This is a genomic window from Nonomuraea sp. NPDC050022 (assembly GCF_044460705.1).
Classification (GTDB): Bacteria; Actinomycetota; Actinomycetes; order Streptosporangiales; family Streptosporangiaceae; genus Nonomuraea.
The window spans coordinates 115,454-131,145 of record NZ_JBITKE010000015.1; the positions used below are offsets into that span (position 1 = coordinate 115,454).

Annotated in this window: 14 protein-coding genes; 4 read left to right on the forward strand and 10 right to left on the reverse strand. The window is 70.0% G+C overall.

Annotation, left to right across the window (positions count from 1 at the left end):
* Window positions 1-50: 50 nt before the first annotated feature.
* The 3 genes from ACIBO2_RS47830 to ACIBO2_RS47840 form a co-directional block, all read right to left on the reverse strand.
* Window positions 51-3,431, reverse strand: a complete 3,381-nt coding sequence (locus ACIBO2_RS47830) for an FtsX-like permease family protein (protein ID WP_358546453.1) — start codon at window positions 3,429-3,431, stop codon at window positions 51-53.
* Window positions 3,432-3,581: 150 nt separating this feature from the next.
* The gene (locus ACIBO2_RS47835; RefSeq protein ID WP_358546455.1) at window positions 3,582-4,286 is read right to left on the reverse strand and encodes an ABC transporter ATP-binding protein; all 705 of its coding nucleotides are present in this window, start codon (window positions 4,284-4,286) and stop codon (window positions 3,582-3,584) included.
* A complete protein-coding gene (locus ACIBO2_RS47840; RefSeq protein WP_358546458.1) occupies window positions 4,283-5,215 on the reverse strand; it encodes an ABC transporter ATP-binding protein in 933 nt (310 codons plus the stop codon). Before ACIBO2_RS47840 ends, ACIBO2_RS47835 begins: the two co-directional genes overlap by 4 nt.
* A 290-nt stretch (window positions 5,216-5,505) precedes the next feature.
* Here ACIBO2_RS47840 and ACIBO2_RS47845 point away from each other — a divergent pair, with 290 nt between their 5' ends.
* Window positions 5,506-6,459 (forward strand): hypothetical protein, encoded by a 954-nt coding sequence (locus ACIBO2_RS47845; protein WP_397304457.1) that lies wholly within the window; start codon window positions 5,506-5,508, stop codon window positions 6,457-6,459.
* 52 nt (window positions 6,460-6,511) lie between these two features.
* Here ACIBO2_RS47845 and ACIBO2_RS47850 read toward each other — a convergent pair whose 3' ends face one another.
* The gene (locus tag ACIBO2_RS47850) at window positions 6,512-6,991 is read right to left on the reverse strand and encodes a discoidin domain-containing protein (RefSeq protein ID WP_397304458.1); all 480 of its coding nucleotides are present in this window, start codon (window positions 6,989-6,991) and stop codon (window positions 6,512-6,514) included.
* A complete protein-coding gene (locus tag ACIBO2_RS47855) occupies window positions 6,988-8,208 on the reverse strand; it encodes a DUF6055 domain-containing protein (protein ID WP_358546467.1) in 1,221 nt (406 codons plus the stop codon). The genes ACIBO2_RS47850 and ACIBO2_RS47855 overlap by 4 nt, the downstream gene beginning before the upstream one ends.
* Window positions 8,209-8,243: 35 nt before the next feature.
* Here ACIBO2_RS47855 and ACIBO2_RS47860 point away from each other — a divergent pair, with 35 nt between their 5' ends.
* Together ACIBO2_RS47860 and ACIBO2_RS47865 are read left to right on the forward strand one after the other, a co-directional pair.
* Complete coding sequence (locus ACIBO2_RS47860) at window positions 8,244-8,591, forward strand: MerR family transcriptional regulator (RefSeq protein WP_397304459.1); 348 nt, start codon at window positions 8,244-8,246, stop codon at window positions 8,589-8,591.
* A 47-nt stretch (window positions 8,592-8,638) separates the two neighbouring features.
* Entirely contained in the window at window positions 8,639-9,637 is a 999-nt protein-coding gene (locus ACIBO2_RS47865; protein ID WP_358546473.1) for an NADPH:quinone oxidoreductase family protein, read from the forward strand.
* Here ACIBO2_RS47865 and ACIBO2_RS47870 read toward each other — a convergent pair.
* From ACIBO2_RS47870 to ACIBO2_RS47890, 5 genes are all read right to left on the reverse strand, one after another.
* A complete protein-coding gene (locus ACIBO2_RS47870; RefSeq protein WP_397304460.1) occupies window positions 9,634-10,173 on the reverse strand; it encodes an AAA family ATPase in 540 nt (179 codons plus the stop codon). The two genes, ACIBO2_RS47865 and ACIBO2_RS47870, sit on opposite strands and share 4 nt — an antisense overlap.
* A gap of 39 nt (window positions 10,174-10,212) precedes the next feature.
* Window positions 10,213-10,701, reverse strand: coding sequence for a DUF5946 family protein (locus ACIBO2_RS47875; protein ID WP_358546479.1), 489 nt, complete (start codon window positions 10,699-10,701; stop codon window positions 10,213-10,215).
* Window positions 10,702-10,759: 58 nt separating this feature from the next.
* Window positions 10,760-11,566 carry an SDR family oxidoreductase gene (locus ACIBO2_RS47880; RefSeq protein ID WP_397304461.1) on the reverse strand — a complete coding sequence of 269 codons (807 nt, stop codon included), beginning with the start codon at window positions 11,564-11,566 and terminating at the stop codon, window positions 10,760-10,762.
* A gap of 92 nt (window positions 11,567-11,658) precedes the next feature.
* Window positions 11,659-13,497 carry an RICIN domain-containing protein gene (locus ACIBO2_RS47885; RefSeq protein WP_397304462.1) on the reverse strand — a complete coding sequence of 613 codons (1,839 nt, stop codon included), beginning with the start codon at window positions 13,495-13,497 and terminating at the stop codon, window positions 11,659-11,661.
* 162 nt (window positions 13,498-13,659) lie between these two features.
* Window positions 13,660-14,322: a DUF4097 family beta strand repeat-containing protein gene (locus ACIBO2_RS47890; protein WP_397304463.1), complete on the reverse strand. Its 663-nt coding sequence runs from the start codon at window positions 14,320-14,322 to the stop codon at window positions 13,660-13,662.
* A gap of 269 nt (window positions 14,323-14,591) precedes the next feature.
* Between ACIBO2_RS47890 and ACIBO2_RS47895 the strand changes: the two genes are divergently transcribed.
* Window positions 14,592-15,647, forward strand: coding sequence for a hypothetical protein (locus ACIBO2_RS47895; RefSeq protein ID WP_397304464.1), 1,056 nt, complete (start codon window positions 14,592-14,594; stop codon window positions 15,645-15,647).
* Window positions 15,648-15,692 lie beyond the last annotated feature (45 nt).

Here is a 15,692-nt window from a genome sequence, read left to right on the forward strand (position 1 = left end):
GCCTCACGACGCCACCCGCAGATGCTTCCCGACCTGTGCCCGCATGTGCCTCACGACGCCACCCGCAGGTACGCGACGTCGACGCGGCGGGCCTGTACGACGACCACGGCGGTCACCGCGAGCATGCACCCGGCCAGCAGCAGGGCGAGCAAGCCGGCCTCGGCGACCCACGGCCAGACGGGCAGGGCCGCGGGCACGGGGACGGCGCCTGTCTCGGAGCGGACGAGCAGGGGCGCGACCACGCGGGTGGCGAGTGCGCCGACGGCCGCCCCTGCCGCGAGCAGGGGCAGCAGGACACCGACGTGCTGGCCGAGCAGTACGGCACGTACTTCCCGCCGGGTCATCCCCAGGCCCCGCAGCCGCGCCACCTCCAGCGCGCGGGTCCGGAGGTCGAAGGTCACATGCAGGACGACACCGGCGAGCAGCAGCAGGGCCGTGGCCGGGACGAGCAGCCGGAGCGCGGCCGGCAGTCCGGCGCGCAGGGGGCCACCGGTGAGGCGGGCGGTCTCGGACGCGCGCGTGGTGACGGCACCGAGGCGGAGGGCGGCGACGCGTAGGGCGGCGTCGGCCCGGGTGGGGTTGCCGACCCACCAGGCGTCCACAGGGAAGTCGAGGTTGCCGCTGACGACGAGGGCGCGGGAGAGGGCGTCCGAGTCGGCCAGGATCGCCGCGGCGCCCGGGGCGGCTGGAACCGTGGGCAGCACCTCGGTCACCCTGACCGGGACGGGGGTGAGGCCGACGGTGAGATTGAGCCGGGAGCCGCGATGGGCACCGACCTCGTCGGCGAAGCGGGTGGAGACGGCGACAGGCACCGGTCCCGTGGCCGGGAACGCGGTGGCGACCAGGGTTCGGGCCGCGTCCGGGGGGCCCTTGAGCCCGACGGTCGTCGTCATCTTCAGCTGCACACCGGCCGGGGTACGGGCGAGGGCGACGGCCGGATCGCCGAGTTGGCCGGGGGCGGGCTCGACGGAGGTGGCGCTCCACGGCGACCCGGACGCCACACCGGTGGAGGCTGGGGCCTCGGGCACGGTGAGGGTGACGGCGACGCGGCTGTCGCCGGCCCCGGCCGGCAGTTCGGCCAGGGCATCGGAGTAGCCGAAGCCGACGTTCCCCAGATCGGGCGCGAACGGGAGGGACACCGCGACCAACCGCAGCCCTTCGACGGTCGCGCAGGTCGGCAGCGGATGCGCCTTGCCGTCGAGCGGGATGGGCGCGCCGTCGCAGGGGGTCCGTAAGCCCGTGGCGTCCTGCAGCAGCAGCCGGGGGGTAACGGTAAGCGGGGTTGTGCCAGTGGCCTTCCCGGTGCCGGTCGTCTTCCCGGTACCGGTCGCCTTTCCGGTGAGGGTCAGTGCGGCGCCTTTCGGGATGGGGACGCCGGTGGCGCGGGTCGGCGGCGCCAGGCCGGCGCCGACGTCCGTCCACCTGCGGCCATCGTTCAGCCGGCCGCGCAGCAAGTACTCGGCGCGGGTGGTGTCGACGGCGACCAGCCGCGGTACGTCGCCGGCGTTGCCGAGCCACTGCCCGACCGCGACGCCACGGTTGGTGGCCGGGCTCACCGCGCCTCCTGTGGCCGCGCGGACAGCCGCGCCCTGTCCGGCCTCCGGCGGCGCGGAGAGGGTGAGAGCGAGATCGGTGCCGACGGCCAAGTCGGCCTGGTCATGCTGGGAGCGCTGCCACGTGGCGTCGAAGCCGACCCCGAACGTGGCGGCCGCGCAGGCCAGGCCGATCAGCAGCCCCGCGGCGACCGCCTGCGGCCGACGGGCGGCTTCGAACGCGGCCAGCGGGAGCGTCAGCCCACGGGCGCGGCGCGCCAGTCGCTCGACGCCGCGCAGCGCGGGCACCACCAGGCGCAGCGCCAGCGCGGAGCCGGCGGTGAGCAGCAGCGCGGGAGCGAGCACGCGGATGGCGTCGACGGAGGACCCCGAGCCGGTGGGCTGATCACGCAGCTGCCACCAGCCGGCGACGGCGAACGCCACGAGCAGCACATCGGCCCCGGAGCGGGCCAGCAGTTCGCGCCGGTGGCGACGGTCGCCGCCTACGGGCGTGGGCCGCACCGAGAGGGCGACGAGCACCGCCGCGAGCGCCAGCGCGCCACCCGCGACGGCGAGCACATGGACGCCGGTCACGACCGGATGGACGGTGAGCCCGGCCTCCGCCAGCGGCGGCAGGTGGGTCAGACCGGCGTGCAGGACGGAAGAGGCGGGGATCGCGAGCGCGGCGGCCAGAACGGCGAGTGCGCCTGCCTCGACGACGGCGGCGGCGGCGAACTGCCCTCGACTGACGCCCAGCGCCGACAGCAGAGCGGTCTCCTCAGCGCGCACGCCGGCGGTGAGCCGGCCGGCGAGGGCGAGGGCGGTCGCGGTCAGGACGATGCCGAGGACGGCGACGGTGAGTACGGCCGCAGCGGTGACCTGCTGCTGGTCGCGGGCGGACAGCAGGGTGGACGGCAACCGGGAGGCGACGCGTTCGATCCGTACCCGGTCGCCGAGGGTACGCGCCAATAGGCGGTCGGCGCCGAGCACGGACTCAGCGGCGGTGTCGAGGCCGCGGCGGGTGGGGGCGGACAGGTCGGGATGGGCGGTGATCTCCAGCCGGTCGATGGTGGAGCCGCCGGCCAGCAGGGCGGCGAGGTCGACGATGAACGGCCCGTACGCGTGGACCGGCCGCACGGAGCGGCCGTCGCGGTAGGCGAGGTCGTAGCCGGTGGCGGCGAGGGGGTCCCGGTCCCAGCCGGTGCCCGGCAGCGGGCGTACGACGCCGACGATGGTTACATCGACCGTCCGGGCAGGGTCGTCGCCCAGCTCCGCGCCGAGGCGGACGCGTCTGCCGAGCGTGAGGCCGAGCCGCCGCGCGGTGGGCTCAAGCACGACGGCCTCCAGCGGCACAGCAAGGCGGGCCGCGTCGGCCATCGGCGGCACGGCGGGGTGCGCGGCGTCGGCCTTCTGCGGCACGGCGGGGCGGGCCGCGTCGGCCTTCTGCGGCACGGTTGGGTGCGCCGCGTCGGCCGCCGCGCCACGCGGCCAGCGTCCCGTGACCAACGCGGCGCGGGCCGGCAGGTCCTCCACGCCCGACAGGTAGGTCTCAGCGGGTACGCCGTCGCCACCCGCCCGCGTCGTCGGCAGCGACCGCATCACCGACGACGCGCGAGCGGCCGTCGTCACGGCGAACGGGGCCAGCGCCGAGGTCAGCACGCGGCGGGTGTCGTCGGCGACGGATCGCGCGTCCGGTCCGCGGATGGTGACGGTGTAGGCGGTGACGTCGACCTGGTCGGGAGTGGCGCGGGACGCGGCGGCCTCCAGCGCCTGCTCGGCGGTGCGGGTGACGAGGAGGGCGCAGGCGCCCAGCAGGGTGGGGCCCACCATGGCGACCGCCAGGAGGGCGGCCAGCAGCGGCCACTGCGCGCGGGCTCGGTAGGCGAGCAACCTCAGCACGGGCGGCTCTGGACGATCACGAGGCTTCCTGCCCGTCCAGCGGCCCACATTTCTGGACGATCACGAGGTTTCCCGCCCGTCCAACGGCCCGTCGTACCTGGACGATCACGAGGCCTCCCGCCCGTCCAACGGCCCGTCGCAACTGGACGATCACGACGCGTCCCGCCCGTCCAGCCGCCCGTCGTTGATCTGGATCACCCGGTCCGCCAGCGCGAGCATCGTCGGGTCGTGCGTGGACACCAGCGCCGTCACGCCCTCGGACTCCACGACTCCGCGCAGCAGCGCCATCACCGACAGACCCGTCTCGGCGTCCAGTTGCCCGGTCGGCTCGTCGGCGATCAGCAGCCGGGGAGAGGCGGCCAGGGCCCGGGCGATCGCCACCCGCTGCTGCTGGCCGCCGGACAGCTCACCCGGACGCTGCTGGGCGTGGTCGGCCAGGCCCACCAGCTCCAGCAACAGCTCGACCCGACGCTCGCGTTCCGCCGCAGGGAGGCGCGCCAGCCGCAATGGGGCGCCGACGTTCTCCGCGGCCGACAGCACCGGGATCAGGCCGAACGTCTGGAACACGTAGGAGACCTTCTCCCGCCGTAACCGGGACAGGCCGTCCTCGTCGAGGGCTGTGACGTCGGTACCGTCGACGAGTACGGTCCCGGAGTCCGGACGGTCCAGACCGCCGATGACGTTCAGCAATGTGGTCTTCCCGGAGCCGGACCGGCCGATGAGGGCCACCATGGTGCCCGCGGCGAGGTCGAACGACACGTCCCGCAGAGCGTGGACCGCGGTCGGCCCGCTGCCGAAGCGCCGATGGACGCCGCGCACGGCGAGCAGCGGCCTGTCGGCCGGACCGGCGCTCATTCGGCCCCATCGAGGTCAGGGCGGATCGCGACGTGATCGGCCTCCAGCGCCAGTCGAACCCGCCTGGTCAGCGCCAGCGCCTCCCGGTAGTCGCGCGGCACCTGGACCCGTCCGGCACGGTCCATCACGGCGTACTCCTCGGCGATCATGTGCGTGTCGCCGTCGGCGCCGGTGGCGGTGCGGCGTAGTACCTCGCTGCTGGTGCGTCCATCGCGGATCGCCACGGTCCGCTCGACCTGGCCGCTGACCGCGGAGTCATGGGTCACGATGACGACGGTGACGCCGAGCCGGCGGTTGACCTCTCGTAACGTCCCGAAGACCTCGGCGGAGGTGGCAGTGTCCAGCTCGCCGGTCGGCTCGTCGGCCAGCAGGACGCGGGGCTCGTTGGCGAGGGCCACCGCGATGGCGACCCGCATCTGCTGCCCGCCGGACAGCTGCGCGGGACGCCGGTCGGCGCAGTCGGCGATGCCGAGGGCGCTCAGCAGTTCGGTGGCGCGGGCCCGGCGCCTGCGGGCCGGTGTGCGGGCCGCCGTCATCGGCAGGTCGATCATCTGCCGCGCGGTCAGGTAGGGCACGAGGTTGCCGGCCGTCTGCTGCCGGACGAATCCGACGGTACGCCGCCGGTAGTGCACACGATCGGCCCGGGACATCGCCAGCAGGTTCCACCGGTCGACGCGCGCCCGCCCGGCGGTGGGGGCGTCGACCCCGGCGAGGATGGACAGCAACGTCGACTTGCCCGACCCCGACGCCCCGACGACGGCGACCATCTCGCCACTGTCCACGAGCAGGTCCAGCCCTTGTAACGCCTGCACCTCGACCGACCCGGACTGGTAGATCCGCACCAGGCTCTCGCAGACGATCAGCGCGTCCCGCCCGAACTCCGGCGCCTTCTGAGGTGGCTGCGGCAGGGACAGCGGCTTGATGGACATCCCCCTCCTCCGGACCGGAGTCGCGCTCATCTCTGGCCAGACTCTATAGAGTCCCCCTCCGCCCGGCCAACAGACACTTGTGAGCGCTCACGCCCCGCGAATGAGCCGTAACCGACTGCCCGGAACCGCAGTCCCCAATCGTGCACCCGACATCCCTACTGCTACTTTTGTGCCCTTTAGTCCCATAGTGGTTAGAGGTACAGAAAGTGCGACGGTACGGCTGGACGATCAGCGCAGTCACGGCAGGGTGTCTGCTCGCAGGATGCTCCGCCCTGCCCACCCTGCCAGGCATGGGCGGCGCGAAGGCGGACCCCGCCGCGACGGGCAAACCCAGCGCGAGCAGCGCCCCGAAGCCGGCTCGGGCCGTCTCGGACCAGGAGGCCGCCTCGGTCCTCGCGGACTACGTCAAGCGCAACAACGCCGCCAACAAGGCCCGGAGTGACGAACTCCTGGCCGGCTACGAAGGCGGCTCCAGCTTCGCCATCGACAAGGCCAGCTACGCCTCCAGCCGCATCCTCCGCAAGACCATCAAGTACCAGCCGTTCGGCTACACGGGCGCCGCGTTCCGCGCGCCGGCCGCCGGGCAGCAGCCCTGGTTCCTGGCCACGGCACACTGGCAGCGCAAGCCGACGACCTCGAAGGAGCCGACGTACCTGCTCTTCGCCCGGCAGGGGGACGGCTGGCGGCAGATGTACTCCCCTGACGCCTTCGACGGCACCACCACCGATGAACTGCCCGCGATCGCCGCTGACGCCTCGGGCGCCGCCACGGCGGTCGGCCCCACGGACGGAACCGGTCTGCTGATGTCGCCCGCCGACTTCGCGAAGAAGTACGCCGCCCACATGGTCGGCAAGGGCAGCGCCACCGACAAGAGCCTCTTCGCCGCCGACGGCATCACCACCGGGGCGGCGAAGACGCGTCAGAGGATGACCCAGTATGCGCGCATCTCGTCCGCTGCCCGCCCGGTCACCCGCTACCCGTCGTACACGCTGCGCACCACCGATGGCGGAGCCCTGACCTTCACCACGATCGAGCGCACGATCCGCTACGACGTGCGGCAGGGCCCGGAGCGTAACTACGTCTTCCAGAAGGACAGCGGAATCCTGCGCGGCAAGTACTACACGTACATGAAGATCACCGATCTGTTCCAGGTCGCCGCCCACATCCCCCCGAAGAGCGGCAAACCAGATCAGGTCAAGGTGCTCGCCAACTACTCCGGCCTCGTAGCGGGCAGCGGCCGCTGACCCACGGTTCGCCGTTGGCCTCGTCCGGGCCAACGGCGACACCCTGAACTTGTCAGCCGAAGGCGCGTACCTCCAGCAGCCCGACAGATCCCTGACCGCTCTGCAGCACGACCCGCAGCCGGGTGGTGTTGACGGCGTTGAACGTGACCTTGTTATAGGTGTCGGCCGCGATCCCGTAGCCGCTCGCCCCGCCCACGTCCGCGTACGCGGAGCCGTTCCAGTACTGCAGCTTCCACGAGGCGGGGACGCGCGCCCCGCCGCCGTCGTCGAAGAAATAGACCTCGGCTGACTTGATGGCCTGGGTCGAGGACCAGGTCAGTTCGGCCCATTGGGAGCCGGTTTCCGGCCATGTTCCCCAGCGCGGGGAGGGGACGAGGCCGTCGTTGATCGCCGCGACGCTCTCCCAGGGCGAGGTGTAGGAGGCCGAAGGTGTCGCGCTCGTCGCCAGGTTGACCGGTGTGGGATCGGGATCGCCGCCATCGCCGCCGAAGGCGAGGTCGGCGTCGCTGAAGATGGGGTGGGACGGGTTCACGTCCGCCTCACCGCCGCCGCTGTCGCAGCGGCGGTCGGGGTTGCGGGCGCGGCGGGCTGTACGTGTCCCGGCTCGAAGCCCCACGGCGTGGCGCCCTGGAGACGGAACTGGTACGGATAGCGGTAGTTGCGCGGATACCCATCGAGGAAGGCGTACTTGTGCACTGACGCCGGCGCGCCGACGACCACGAGATAGACATCCTTCTCACCCGGCTGGGTCTGGAACGTCACCTCGCCATTCGAGGAGCTGGATATCGGGCCGTATCGGGGCGTGCCATTCTTCACCGCGACGAACCCGTACGACCATCCCGACTGCGCCGCGGAGTTGATGTGCCCCCTGAACCGCATCCGGATCAGGGCGCCGTCGCTGCTCGGGACGAGGCGGATCTTGTTGTAGCCGTAGTCGGAGGGCGCGAGCGCGTCGGAGACGCGGAAGTGGCCGGCCGCGGCGTTGACCGCCTCCACCGCCACCCCGTTGTAGGCGGTGACGAACGGATACAGGCTGTTGATGAAGGGCATGATGTCGGCGCGGTTGGTGTAGTCCCAGGTGACGTTCCGCTGGGCGTACTCACCCAGCCGCCGGTTGAGCTCGGCCTGGTCGATGCCGGAGATGCGGCGGTAGACCTCCAACGGGTGCTCGGTGTCGCGCGCCTCGTTCCAGATGCGGTTGAACATGGCCAGGCCGTCGCGGTCCTTGATGTACTGCAGGAGCATCCAGGCCCCGTAGTGGTGCCGGCTGCTGCTGTAGGCGAGGTTCTCCGTACGGATGAACCTCGTCAGGTCGCCCGCGACCGTCTTGGGATAGACCTGCATCGCCATGAACTCGGCGCTGGCCTCCCAGAACGTCCCCGCGCTCGGATGTACGAGCCCGTAGCCCGGCCTGCCGAGGAAGGTGTAGTTCTGGATCACGTGCCCGAGCTCGTGCGCCAGACCCCAGGATCCGGGCAGCGCGGCCCCGGGGGCGATATTGATCACGCCGACCTTGCCGTCGGTCGAGCCGCCCGTCGCCCACGCGTCGAGCGGCGCGTTCGACCAGGTCGTGGTGACGATGACAATGATCTTGTACTGGGCCAGCAGACCGATCTCGGGCGTGAACTTCATGGTGTTCACGTAGAAGGAGTAGAGGTTCTCCAGTTGGCCGAGCATGTTGTCGGGGTCGAACTGGTACGGGGATTGAGGCCCGGCCGGTGAGCCACGCGATGCCGGTGAAACGTTCATGGAAGCTCGCGGAGCGCCGGCACGTTGTCTGAGACATGCAGATCGGCGAAGCCGCCAGCGCCAGCGGCGTGAGTGTGCGGTCGTTGCGGTACTACGAGGATGAAGGCTTGATCGTCCCTGGTCGGTGCAGCAACGGGTACCGCGACTACTGCCAGTCGACCATCGACCGAGTCCACGCTATTCGCTCGCTGCTGGAGTACGGACTGCCCGTACGGCTGGTCAAGGCAGCCCTGCCTCACCTCACCGACGGACCGGAAGCTGACCCGGATCCGCTTTTCCTGCATGAGGTGGAGAGCTATCGCGATCGGCTCGCCGCTCGCATCGCCGCGCTCACCGCCCAGCAGTCGGCGCTCGACGTCTTCCTGCGCGAGGCCCGCCGGTGACCATGGCTTGACCCTCACGCCAGTGTGAGGCTCATACGTTTCGGCGCATGGAGACCAACCACCAGACGATGCGGGCACTGCTTCAGCGGTCGCACCGCGGACCGAAGGATCTGATCCTCACCAGCGACCGCCGTCGCCCCACCCCTGGCCCGGGCGAGTACCTGATCCGGGTCGGCGCCGCCGGAGTCAACTTCGCCGACGTCATGCAGACCCGTGGAACCTACGGAGGAGGGCCTCAGGCGCCCTACGTCGCGGGATTCGAGGCCGCCGGTGAGATCGTGGGCGTCGGACCGGGCGTCGAGACCCCACTTCAGGTCGGTACCCACGTCATCGGAGCCGGCCCTGGCGCCTTCGCGCAGTACATGGCGCTGCCGGCCGCAGGGGTGCTTCCCGTCCCGGCCGGCTGGACGGACGCCGAAGCCCTCGGCATGGTGCTGAACTGGGCGACCGCTTTGGCGGCGCTCAAGCCGCTGGGTGAGATCAAGCCAGGTGACACGGTGCTCATCCATGCGGCGGCAGGAGGAGTGGGGCAGGCCGCGGTCCGTCTCGCCCGCCACTACGGTGCGCGGGTGATCGCCACGGCCTCACCGGCCAAGCACGACACGGTTCGAGCGCTCGGCGCCGACGAGGTTCTGGACAGCGCGCGCCCCGACCTGGCCGAGGAGATCACCCGTCTGACCGGCGGAGTCGACCTGGTCCTTGAATCGGTGGGACAGGCCACGTTCAAGGCCAGCCTGTCGGTCGCCAAACCCTTCATCGGGCGCGTCGTCGTGTTCGGCGCCGCTTCCGGCGACGCCAGTCTGACCACGCACGACCTGGTCTTCACCCACCACGCGCAGGTGAAGGGCTTGCACATCGGCGCGCTGGCGAGCGCCGCCCCATCGATCTACCGATCGCTGTTCACCGAGATCGGGGCGCTCATCGCCACCGGGGTGTACCCGCCCGGCACTCCCCAGGTCCACCCCCTGGGCGACGGGCCGGCCGTGCTTCAGGAACTCGAAGCGGGCCGGACCCGTGGCAAGCACGCCCTCGATCCTTGGCGCTAGGGACCGAACTGCTTCTTGACCGCCGCCACCCGGTCCATCAGCACGCCCGGCGCGATCAACACACACTCGTACCCGAGCGAGGCGTAAGCGTCTTGGTGGACCTGCTCGAACCGCAGCGACTCCTCGAAGGTGATCAGCCGCGCGTCGGTCGGCGTGACGAAGCCGAGGTTCTGTACGAAGAACACCTTCTTCTCGTAGATCTGCTCGGCTTCGATGCGTTCCAGCTCGCGGGTCAGCGCCGGAGAGACGGAGTGGCCGAGATAGACAGCCAGCGCGTACGTGCAGACCGGCGATCGATCGTAGATCTGTACCTCGCCGGGAAGGGCCGCGGCCTGTTCCTGCCGCCGGCGCTGCAAGGTGACGATCGCCTCCACGAAGGACGGCTTCGTCCACGGCTCGGCTTCACCCTGGGCCTGCCGCAGGGCGATGACATCTGTCGCCGCCTCCTCGACGACGGTGTATCCGTCGCACTCCAGCCGGCGCAGGATGGCGGTCTTCCCGGCTCCAGGCGTGCCGGTCAGGATGTAGCGCTTCATGAATGACTTCCTGCCGGTCGTACCCAGCGCGTGTCTCAATCAGGTCTGGACGGATCTCCAGGACTCCACAGTCGCTTCGGCGATGGCTTCGATGCCGCGTCCGTACGCCAGATGCCCATCGGACACGAAGCTGACACCCTTGACCGGCAAGCCGCAGAACGAAGCGCGGAAATGCCCGGGAGATCCGCCCTGCGGGAGCGGCGCGTACTCCTCCAGTGGCGCCATGTCGTAGCCCGAGCGCACCCCGTGCTTGTTCCGCGCTATCTGATGAGCCGCCACGCGAAGCAGCGCGTCAAGGCCCTTGTCCACGTACAACTGCAGCTGGCGGAACTGGCCGTCCAGGTACTTCTCATCGGCTCTGAAAGGATGCTGCAGGAGGTACGCGCACACCACGGGCGCGTGCCACCTGTACATCTGCGGATCGGCCTGCTCTTCAGCCAGAATCGCGTGGTAGTAGTCCACACACAAGCCCAGGGGGCCGGCACTCGCACCGCAGTCGCACTGGCGCATGCTGGAGCTGTCTGTCACGGTCCGCACCATAAGCGGTCGGCAACAGCCTTGTCGACGACATTTCGCCCGACAACCCTCACTCCACCCAACGCCGAAACCCGCCCTCAGAATTGATCACCTGCCCGGTGATCCAGGCGGCATCGTCCGAGGCGAGCCAACGGACCACCTTGGCGACCTCATCTGGTCTCCCCCACCGGCCCGAAGGCAGGGCATGACCGATCTGCCGGGCGAGCTCGGGACCGGCCCAGCCGGTGTCCACCGGCCCAGGGTTGACGGTGTTGACGGTGATGCCCCGATCAGCGAGCGCGTCGGAGAGGCTGGCCGTCATCTGATGGATCGCACCCTTGCTGATCGCATAGGGCAATTCCGTCGGCATAGGGGCCAGATGCTGACCGGAAGTGAACAAGATCACCCGACCCCCGGAGCGCTGATCATCGTGCTGAGCGGCGAATGCCTGGGTCAGCAACACGCTGGCCCGCGCGTTCACCGCCCACGCCAGGTCGAGCTCGGCCGCGGTCACCTCCTCCAGCGTCTGCTTGGAACTACGCGCATGGTTGGCGACCAGCACATCCACGTGCCCGAACCGGTCGACCGCCCGCTCGATCACCGCCGCGGGCGCCGCCGGGTCGGTGAAGTCGGCCTCCACATGCGCCAGATGGTCACCCACGCCACCCAGCGCCGCCAGCACGCCGGCCATCCCGGCCGGATCGCTGCCCCACGGCTGATCGGCATCGTGTGGGGTCCACGACTGCGCCACCACCTTCGCCCCGGCGCTCAGCAGTTCGCGCGTCAGGGCGAAGCCGATCCCCGCCCGGCGACTCACTCCGGTCACCACCGCGACCCTGCCTGCCAGAGGCCCCGGTGCGCTCATGTCGATTCCCATCTGGGAATCTTCGCAAATCAGCTCCTTTGATGCCCTCGCTCACGAGAAGGGAGCCCAGGTCGCACTGCTGACCTGGGCTTCCAGAGACCGGGCTAGATCGGCTTGAGTGCCCAGAAGTGGTTGGCGTTGTTGCCGGCCAGGACCTGCTGGTCCAGGGCGGACGACGTACCGGTCGTCATGTTGAGCACGCGTTGGCTGTGGACGTTGACGAGGACGTACGTGCCGTCAGCCGCACGCCGTACAGTCCACATCTGCGAGTTGCTCGCCGTGCAGGTCGACTGGACGATCTGCGTTCCGGCCGCGTCGATGGGCGTCTTCAGGTCCAGGCACAGACCGCTGTTGACGTTGACGAGGCGGGCGGGGAAGGTGTCCGAGGCGGCCTTGCGCAACGTCCACTGCTGGCGCGTGGCGCCGGAGTGCGCCTTGTGCGTAACCACCGCTCCGGAGGTCAGCGCGCCGTTGAGCACCTCGGCGTTCTCCCGGTTGTTGATGCCTGTCAGGTAGTACTTCGCGCCGTCCTGCGGGCCGAGATCCGTGATCCGGTTGAACTTCCACCGCTGGTTGGTCGCTCCGGTGTAGGGCCGCTGCTCCAGCGGGGCGGGGTACGCGCCCGTGACCGTCAGGGCCAGACCGGACAGCCAGTTGATGATCGCGTAGCTGCCGTCCGCCTGTGGCAGGTACGCCCACCGCATGCCGTCCTGGCCGTTGCAGGCGTACTGCAGGACCTGGGTTCCCGAGGTGGTGCCGCTGTAGGCGCTGTCCACGCACATCCGGCTGTTCGCGTTGATGAACTGCAGGCCGGTCTTGTAGCCCATGATCCACTTCTGGCTCGCCCCGTTGGTCCGGGCGCGCTGGCTGAGCCTGACCAGTCCGGTCGTGGAGCCGTCGATCGGCTCGATGGCCCCTCCGGTGGACACACTGGTGATCGCGTACGTGAAGCCGACCGTGGGATGGCCTACGACGTCAGCGGCGGTGCCCTTGATGAGGAAGTCGCTGTCCGCGCTGTTCCAATGGGTGGCTAGATAGCTGTCCGCCTCCGGGCTGACGTTGAAGTAGTCGTCGCGGTTGCAGTCGGGAACCCGGTAGTCGTTCCACTCCACGCAGTCCCAAGACGGCGTACCGCCGTAGCACATGAGGTCGAACTGGTCCGTACAGTGCCCACTGTAGGAGTGCGGCGCGCTCGGCTGCACCGCGCCGAACGTGTGGCCCAGTTCGTGGGCGATGGCGTTGGCGCCGAAGCAGTTGGGTATCGCGTCGACCCGCGCGTAGGTGGTGCGATTGTTGTAGTTGGCGGCGTCGGGACGATCGTCGTTGTACCGCCCGCCCCGCCCGCATTCGACGGTCGCCTCGGTGAGCATGAGGTACTTGCGGTCCGCCTTGTCGTATCCCAGCGCCTTCACCGCGGTGATGCCACTGTCGAAGCTGGCCAGCGCGTCGGCGGGCACCGTGACCTGGCGTACCGCGACCTGGCAACCCCCTGAGACCGCCTCCGTCACGTAGCGGATGTGCCGGCTCTGGCCGCCCTCGGCGGCGGCGTCGTTGTACGCGTCGTCAGCGTTGGCGAGCCACGCCTGGAACATAGGCATGAGCTGGGTGTAACGGTCGGGCATGCTGGACTCGCGGACGTACAGGACCTCGACGCGCTTGCCGCTCTCCCCGTCGCCGTCGCAGAGGACCTTGGCCGTCGCCGCCCCCGCCGCCGCGTCGGCCTGGTCCGCCGTGAGCCGGGCCCCGTTCGCCTGCGGGCCCGTCCGTAATCCGAGCCGCGCGCCGGGGAAGAGGTCAGATGGGGCGCTGCAGCTCAGCGGCTCCGACGACACCGCCGTCCCGGAACATGGATCGGGCGATTCCGCCGCCGCGGGAGGGGCATCGAGCCCGTGGGCGACGAGCACCCCCGCCGCGACATAGAGGACAAGGCGTTTGAGTAGCATTCGGCGACCCCCAGATCGTGAACATCGCTCACCTTGGCGATGAGGAAGATCAACGTACTGGGCCTGACCGGAATGGCCAATCCAGGCGTTCGCGCTTCTCCCAGGCCACGCGAGGGGCGTGGGGTGCGACCTCGGGGCCGGGGAAACGTCCAGAACTCTCAGTCAGAGGCTGCGGGCGGTGATGTCGCCGCTGGAGGTGGTGGCGTGGATGTCGAGCTCGGCGGTGCCGTCGTTCTTGAGGGTGTTGGCGATGCGGCCGTGGGTGGTGCCGGCGTCCAGGGAGGCCGAGACGCCGGCGGCGGCGCTGATCGAGATGTCGCCGGACTGGGTGCTGAGCACGACCTTGCCGCCGGTGGCCTCGGCGATCCGGATGTCACCCCGTGCGGTGCTGATCTCCGCGGCGCCGCCCAGCCGGCCGACCTCGACGTCGCCGTCGGTCGCGGTGAGACGCAGGCTCGCGGTCTCCTCCAGCTTGATCTGGTGGTACGCGCCTTCGAAGACGACGTCGCCGAGACGGCCGACGGTCCGCAGTTCGGCGCTGCCCGTCTTCGCCTCGACGCGGGAACCGGCGGGCAGCTCGACCGTCACCTCAATGGCTCCGGTCGGGCCGAGGTACTGGTTCTTCACCGGAGTCTCGATCCGCAGGACGCCGTCGGCGTACTCGACCGTGGTCACCTCGGCGGCCTTGACGTCGCGGCCCTTGGAGGCGTTGGCGGGCAGGACCTTGACCGTGGTGTCGGCCCGGTCGGCGGCGATGAAGCGGACTCGTCCGGCGGGGATGTTCAGGACGGTGGTGATCGGGGCGAGGGTGTCGAACTTCTGCATTGTGTGCTCCTGTTGAATCTGAGTTCGGTGTGGCCCAGTTCGCAAGCGCTGGACCGTTCATGGGATTGAGCATCGCCGACCGTGCTGATACCGGGCCGTCGCCGTCCTGACGCGAGCACTGACACACCACCCGCACGCTCGACAGCTCGGCCCGAGGACATCCATGCGGGGTTTGGCGGCGGAGTTCGCGATAAGCCGCCACAGCGGGGACAGGGCGGACCCTATTCTGATCTTGGTAAGGCGTCCTTCCGACAGCCAGGAGAGATCACATGCTCGGCCGTTTCGTATCCAGCCTGGTGAGCGCACTGGTGCTCACCACCACCACAGCCACCGCCGCCTCAGCCGTCGCGCCCCCGCCTCAGCCGACCCGGGGCCCGTTACCTGGTGTAACGGAACGGACGGGAGATGGCCAGTTCGGCAAGGGTCAGGCCGCGGTCGTCGCCGACCTGAACGGCCGCCCTATCCAGCTCGCGTCCTACACCACCGTCGACATGCAAAACCACGGCGGCCCGTTCGCGCTGTGGGCATGGCAGCCGGACCGGCGGCGGTTCATCAAGAGCGACTACGCGGATTCCGCGGTCTCCCCCGACGGTCGCTGGACGGTCGGGCGACTGGAGTCGCGGGAAGAGCTGGGCAAGAGCCGCCTGCGAATCCTCGACCGGACCACCGGCAAGAGCCGGGACGTCGCGATCCAGCCCACCGACTACACCCCCGCCGAGAGCGATAACGGCGGCACCCAGTATCCCCAGATGCGCTGGCCCAGGTGGTCACCGGACGGCAAGAAGCTGCTGTTCACCGTCAGCCTGGCCCGCCAGGGCGACCGCTCGGCAGGAGTCCTGATCCTCGACCTGCCCGACTTCACGCCCCGCTTCATCAAGATCCACAAGGCGCTGGTCACCGTCGGCGGTTTCGAGTGGAACAACGACGGCACCCGCTTCCTGGTCAGGCACGGCAGGCTCGGCAGCACGACCGTCCGCCTGTACGACCTCCAGGGCAAGGCCACCAAGGAATACCAGGTACGAGGCCGGCCGGGCGGCGACGGACGCGGCGCCTTCTCCCCCTCCGGCAAGCGGTTCGTCACCGCCTGCCTGCCACTGGAGAAGGCCGCCTGCGTATGGGACGCGGCGACGGGCAAGGCCGTGACGAGACTCCCCATCGTCTCCAGCGGGCGGGCCACCACCCTCGGCTGGTACGACGAGAAGCACCTGCTCATCTCCACCATGGCCGGCGTCGGGATCGTCGACCTGAAGGGCCGGGTGACCGAGACGCTGCTCAAGCTCGGCAAGAAGTCCGAGATCTACCCGCACTTCAGCGCGTTGAAATGATCAGTCGGCATGCGGATGTGGTCCCGCGTTTCGCCACCGGCGCGG

Coding starts and splice junctions, on each gene's coding strand:
- ACIBO2_RS47855 (WP_358546467.1), bottom strand. CDS start 8,208: ATGAACGTTTCACCGGCATCGCGTGGCTCACCGGCCGGGCCTCAATCC.
- ACIBO2_RS47885 (WP_397304462.1), bottom strand. CDS start 13,497: ATGCTACTCAAACGCCTTGTCCTCTATGTCGCGGCGGGGGTGCTCGTC.
- ACIBO2_RS47895 (WP_397304464.1), top strand. CDS start 14,592: ATGCTCGGCCGTTTCGTATCCAGCCTGGTGAGCGCACTGGTGCTCACC.
- ACIBO2_RS47890 (WP_397304463.1), bottom strand. CDS start 14,322: ATGCAGAAGTTCGACACCCTCGCCCCGATCACCACCGTCCTGAACATC.
- ACIBO2_RS47840 (WP_358546458.1), bottom strand. CDS start 5,215: ATGTCCATCAAGCCGCTGTCCCTGCCGCAGCCACCTCAGAAGGCGCCG.
- ACIBO2_RS47870 (WP_397304460.1), bottom strand. CDS start 10,173: ATGAAGCGCTACATCCTGACCGGCACGCCTGGAGCCGGGAAGACCGCC.
- ACIBO2_RS47880 (WP_397304461.1), bottom strand. CDS start 11,566: ATGGGAATCGACATGAGCGCACCGGGGCCTCTGGCAGGCAGGGTCGCG.
- ACIBO2_RS47845 (WP_397304457.1), top strand. CDS start 5,506: ATGGGCGGCGCGAAGGCGGACCCCGCCGCGACGGGCAAACCCAGCGCG.
- ACIBO2_RS47860 (WP_397304459.1), top strand. CDS start 8,244: ATGCAGATCGGCGAAGCCGCCAGCGCCAGCGGCGTGAGTGTGCGGTCG.
- ACIBO2_RS47835 (WP_358546455.1), bottom strand. CDS start 4,286: ATGAGCGCCGGTCCGGCCGACAGGCCGCTGCTCGCCGTGCGCGGCGTC.
- ACIBO2_RS47865 (WP_358546473.1), top strand. CDS start 8,639: ATGGAGACCAACCACCAGACGATGCGGGCACTGCTTCAGCGGTCGCAC.